The organism is Shewanella sp. SM101, assembly GCF_025654465.1.
GTDB classification, from domain to species: Bacteria; Pseudomonadota; Gammaproteobacteria; order Enterobacterales; family Shewanellaceae; genus Shewanella; species Shewanella oncorhynchi.
The window spans coordinates 1-4,604 of sequence record NZ_JAKKRH010000095.1; the positions used below are offsets into that span (position 1 = coordinate 1).

The 4,604-nt window shown below is 41.6% G+C and carries 4 protein-coding genes and 2 pseudogenes; 2 read left to right on the forward strand and 4 right to left on the reverse strand.

From position 1 onward, the window contains the following. Both L5M38_RS23725 and L5M38_RS23730 read left to right on the forward strand, forming a co-directional pair. Positions 1-240, forward strand: a 240-nt coding sequence (locus L5M38_RS23725) for an integrase core domain-containing protein (protein ID WP_263147013.1), incomplete at its 5' end; no start/stop codon positions are given. A 44-nt stretch (positions 241-284) separates the two neighbouring features. Beyond that, positions 285-614 (forward strand): annotated as a pseudogene (locus L5M38_RS23730) (IS4 family transposase); the annotation flags it as partial. Between the two features lie 45 nt (positions 615-659). Here the strand turns inward: L5M38_RS23730 and L5M38_RS23735 are convergent. From L5M38_RS23735 to L5M38_RS23750, 4 genes and pseudogenes are all read right to left on the reverse strand, one after another. Next, positions 660-971, reverse strand: coding sequence for a helix-turn-helix domain-containing protein (locus tag L5M38_RS23735; protein WP_263180502.1), 312 nt, complete (start codon positions 969-971; stop codon positions 660-662). Next, positions 964-1,353 carry a type II toxin-antitoxin system RelE/ParE family toxin gene (locus tag L5M38_RS23740; RefSeq protein ID WP_263180503.1) on the reverse strand — a complete coding sequence of 130 codons (390 nt, stop codon included), beginning with the start codon at positions 1,351-1,353 and terminating at the stop codon, positions 964-966. Before L5M38_RS23740 ends, L5M38_RS23735 begins: the two co-directional genes overlap by 8 nt. A gap of 320 nt (positions 1,354-1,673) precedes the next feature. Then, positions 1,674-2,273 carry a DUF262 domain-containing protein gene (locus L5M38_RS23745; protein ID WP_263180505.1) on the reverse strand — a complete coding sequence of 200 codons (600 nt, stop codon included), beginning with the start codon at positions 2,271-2,273 and terminating at the stop codon, positions 1,674-1,676. 750 nt (positions 2,274-3,023) lie between these two features. Continuing rightward, a pseudogene (locus L5M38_RS23750) lies at positions 3,024-4,073 on the reverse strand (Y-family DNA polymerase); the annotation flags it as partial. Positions 4,074-4,604 lie beyond the last annotated feature (531 nt).

Genomic DNA, 4,604 nt, shown 5'->3' on the forward strand with positions numbered 1-4,604 from the left:
AGTCGTCGCGGGAATTGTTGGGATAACGCACCAATGGAGCGTTTCTTTAGAAGTTTGAAATCTGAGTGGATACCCGCCAGTGGTTATGGGAATTTTACAGAAGCAGATAAAGAGATCACAAATTACATCACTGGATATTACAGTGAGACCAGACCCCATCAATATAATGGTGGGTTAACGCCAAATGAGTCAGAACGTTTATATTGGAATGACTCTAAAACCGTGGCCAATTTTACTTGACCACTACAAGGTGTACTTCGCTAGACGCATACGAAGATGAAGTGCTGCTACGAAGTCAGTCTTTGGAGGGGGTAATACAAGAAATCTGGGGAATATTGATAGCTTACAATTTGGTTCGCCTGGAAATCAGTCGTATTGCGAGAGAGGCGCAGGTATCGCCATTGCGTATAAGTTTTATGATGGCATTGAGAGATATTCAGGATGAGCTGATGTGGTGTGCGATAGCCTCCCCCGGCTCCATCCCGAGAAAGCTAAGGGCCATGCGGGAGAGAGTTAAACGCTACATACTGCCCCAAAAAAGAAAACGGCCCAAAGCAAGGACCGTTCGTATCAATAAAACTCGCTACCCTGTTCGCTCTAAACACCTTAAGTGATAGGTGTTAACTGATAGAGTGGCCTTTATTATTTATACTTACGAGTTAAGGCAGAACGCACTCAATACCTTTCTTATCAATTACATTAAGTAATCGCAAGGCCGCGCCCTGTGGCTTGGTTTTCCCCTGCTCCCACTTTTGGACACTTTCACTACTCATATTCAAGATGGTAGCTAGAACCCCTTGGCTAATGTTTTCTCTCTTTCTTATAAGCCTAATTTTACTAGCAGTCATTTCGTCCTGTTTTGCACTAAGAGCTAGGGCATCTATCTTACGCATGGTCAATAGATCCATAGTTCCGTTACTTGCTAGACGCTGAGCCATTTTATGCATTCTATCTAAGCGGTCATCAACCATTTTGAACCTCTCTTAACACACCAATTTCTATGTTTTGAGTAATGCTATCATCGGAGAAACTAAGAAATGTATTACCAAGTAACTTATATATTTCCATCAATTTATCAGGAATTTCCTTGCCCTTTTTTGGGATGTCGCATTTACGCCAGCCGTCAATAAAAAAAAACTTATTACCTTGCTGTACAGCAACAATACTACGGTTAGAATCTCGTTTACTTTGATTCGGAGAAGCAATTCTTTTCTTAAACAGCTTACCCATATCAAGATCCCCATCATGCAGCCCATTACTTAGCTCACTGGCTGCCTCAATTATGGCTTGATCATCCAGTTTCGCCTTTTTCATAAGCTTATCGAAATCCGGTGTAACATAAATATCCAACATTACCCCCTTAATATCTATGGTAAAGAATACCATAGTTTAGAGTATTTTGAAATCCATTTTTTTTCATGATTCCTCGACACGCCTTGAAAAATAACAAAATCGTTCTACATAAAGCGGATAAATAAGCCCCCAATCTCTCTGCAAAGGGTACTAACGACTCACTTGTATCACAACAGACCGTAACATCGTTTACAAAAGACAAAGTAATCTCGCCCCTGCTAGATGTAATGTTAGGGCAAATCTGTTGATTATTCGAGAAAGCCCAATTTTCTGCGGCGAAGTCACTTACGGAAATCATGTTAGATCTAGCAACTCCATCATTACCATTCATTCGTTGGTTCATGCTTACGAATAAAATCATAAGCGGTTTTTAAATCTTGCTCAGAATGAGTTATGCCTTTATTCATTTGAATATAGAACTTGCAAGCCTCTAAGTCAGAACCAAAAGTGTAGATATTGACTAATATTTTAAGCGTTGGGAATATCCCGTTGCCGTTTAAATCATTCCAGAAAAGTTCATCAAATACGGCAAACTCACCATTATGGAATGCAGCGATCGCGGTTAAACGTTGTAGCCCGTCCAGTATCAAGCAGTCATCTAACTTACCACCGCGTTCACCAACATCATATAACTGGATCTTGGTTTCACACCCGCAAAGCAGATTCTCTACAAATTGTATTTGCATGGCTTGTGACCACCTAGCATTTGAACGCTGAAACTCTGGTGTCAGCGCACGAACCACCTCATCAGGCTTTAACTCGTTTTGTTCTGCGAGCACTTCTACTCTTGAGTTGTAAGATATCAAACTACCAGCAGGATGAAACATGCGCTTGAAGTTGGCATTAATTGAATAGTTTGGTGAGCGGTAGAAAGAACTTTGAGTAACAATTTCTTTAAGCCGTTGCAATCCTGTACTCATATTAAAAATCCTCTGTAAATGTTTGTAGATAAAAACTTGCCTCTTTAATCGTTCTTATCAAGACAGACAGAACAAGCATGACAACTGAAACAATATGCACAGCCACATTGGTTGCCACCACAATCACAACAATTATAAAGACTATGGCAATCCCACTGCCCACCCTCTAAACACTTTTGAGACTCATTAATCTCTGTAATATTGTCCATGACGATATTCCTATTATTTACTATTTTTCTGTGGCAAGCCTCTAACTGCCCCCATATCCCTAGCTTCACCAGCCGCCGCTATTCAGGATAGTGGCCGCTCTAACTTGCCCTACCGTTTTGCAATCCCTTCAAACATCCACCCCTTTGAGTTGCCGATTTTTTGAAATTCCGCAATAGGCATGCCTGTCATATATGTCTAGTATGCTCTTTAAGTTAAATCTGCCAAATATGTCTAGTGCTTTTCTTTTCCAAATCCAATCAATCCCACACATCAGTTAAATCCGCAGTGGTTGAATAATCTGATTAAAGCAATCTAAGTCACACGCATCGCTGCATGTGACAGCGCCACGGCACAGCGTTTACCTTCGCTATGTTGCATTAACACGCTGGTTTTAAGAACTCGATGTATTTGTGAGGGGGTTAGTGCGTCAATGTGGATAATAGTCTGTATTTCCTCTTGATTTAGGGATATGCAGACAATAAGAATTTTCTATGCCTAATAAGTGTAAAACGGCATTGCAAAGGGATTCACGGAAAGCTATTACGCTTTAATCATCGGAATATCGGACCAACGTGTAGTGTACTGCGGCGATAGAAAATCTCGGCGCATAGTCCAATGCTGATCACTTCCCTGTGCAGCAATATACAACACATCACGGCCATAGCGGTTATTCAGACTATCAAATATTTTCATTAAGTTAGGATTGCTCTTAGGTGCATTAAATAAGTCATATTGCACAGACGTTTTAGGGCAAAGATCAATCATGCCTACACCAATTCGATAATAGCGCACCCCAGAGCGATAAAGGTTTGAAAGCTCCCTGCTAACAGCGACACACAGTTCACGGCTGTCATCAGTCGCACAAGCGAACTGGACGACCTTCTTAAAATACACAGGCTGAGGATCGTGCGGCGAGTTTGCCGCAAACACGATCATCGTTTTACATAACGAACCTTGCTCCCGCGCCTTGGCCGCCGCTATGACGGCATGTTTAGCTAACGCTTGGTGCAAGTGGTCACAGGTAGTTATTCGCTCGCCAAGGCTACGGGTAGAAAAAATTTGCTGCTTATCCGCTTTAGTATCATCCCATGTTTTACAGATCTGGCCATTGAGTTCGCGCACCGTTCGTTCGACTTCAATTGAAAAATGTTGTCGCGCTATTTTCGGTGCCAGTTGTGACAAATCATAGGCAGTATGCACGCCCAGTAGTCCCAGTTTTACCGACAATTTTCGGCCAATCCCCCAAACTTCATCAACTGGCATTGACTTTAAAATCTCAATCCGCAGTGTATCGTTATCGATCACACATACCCCCTTATAGTGCGGCAGTTGTTTCGCGGCATGGTTAGCCAACTTCGCCAGGGTTAATGTCTCACCAACCCCCACGCACACAGGTAAGCGGCACTCACGCCAAACAGCGCGGCGCAACAGGGTACAATGGGCGTTTAAATCAAGGATTGCTGCACAGTGTTTAAATGACACAAACGATTCATCGATTGAATACACGTACTGCTCGGGCGCAAACCGCCCGATCACTTGCATCATTTTTGCAGACAGATCTGCGTACAGTTCATACAGTTGGCTAATAATTCCTGCTAAAAATAGACGAGTAAGTGATCATCCTTTCTGCTACATAGGTTGCTGGCGTCTAACACCTGAAAAATCACCAAGCTCAATTTGCTGTCTATTTTTTAGTAGGGATTCATCCATATGTCTAATTTTGTAATCAATTTGATCGCTAAGGAATTAATAATTTGAATACCGAGGAAGGCTAACAGACAAATTGCCTAGGGACAATCTTCACTCGACACAAACAGGTTCAAGTGACTCAGTAATCACATGTCATCTGCCTGTTGCTTCCTAGCTCACTTTTGGACAGAAATCATTTAGTAGCTTTATTTATTAGCTCCATTTGTGGGCCAATGACCTATCCAGAAAATGCATAATAATTAAACTAATTTGAATATTCATATCTGCTATCTCGAAAAAAAACAGCACTAATTTAAAAATATCGAGCTCTTTTCATCAAGCATTAACTACGTGAAAAGAGCTCTTCATATCACTACAACTGCCCACCCACACCTTTGAATTTTTCAACAAAAGCGGCAATTTTCTGAAAAA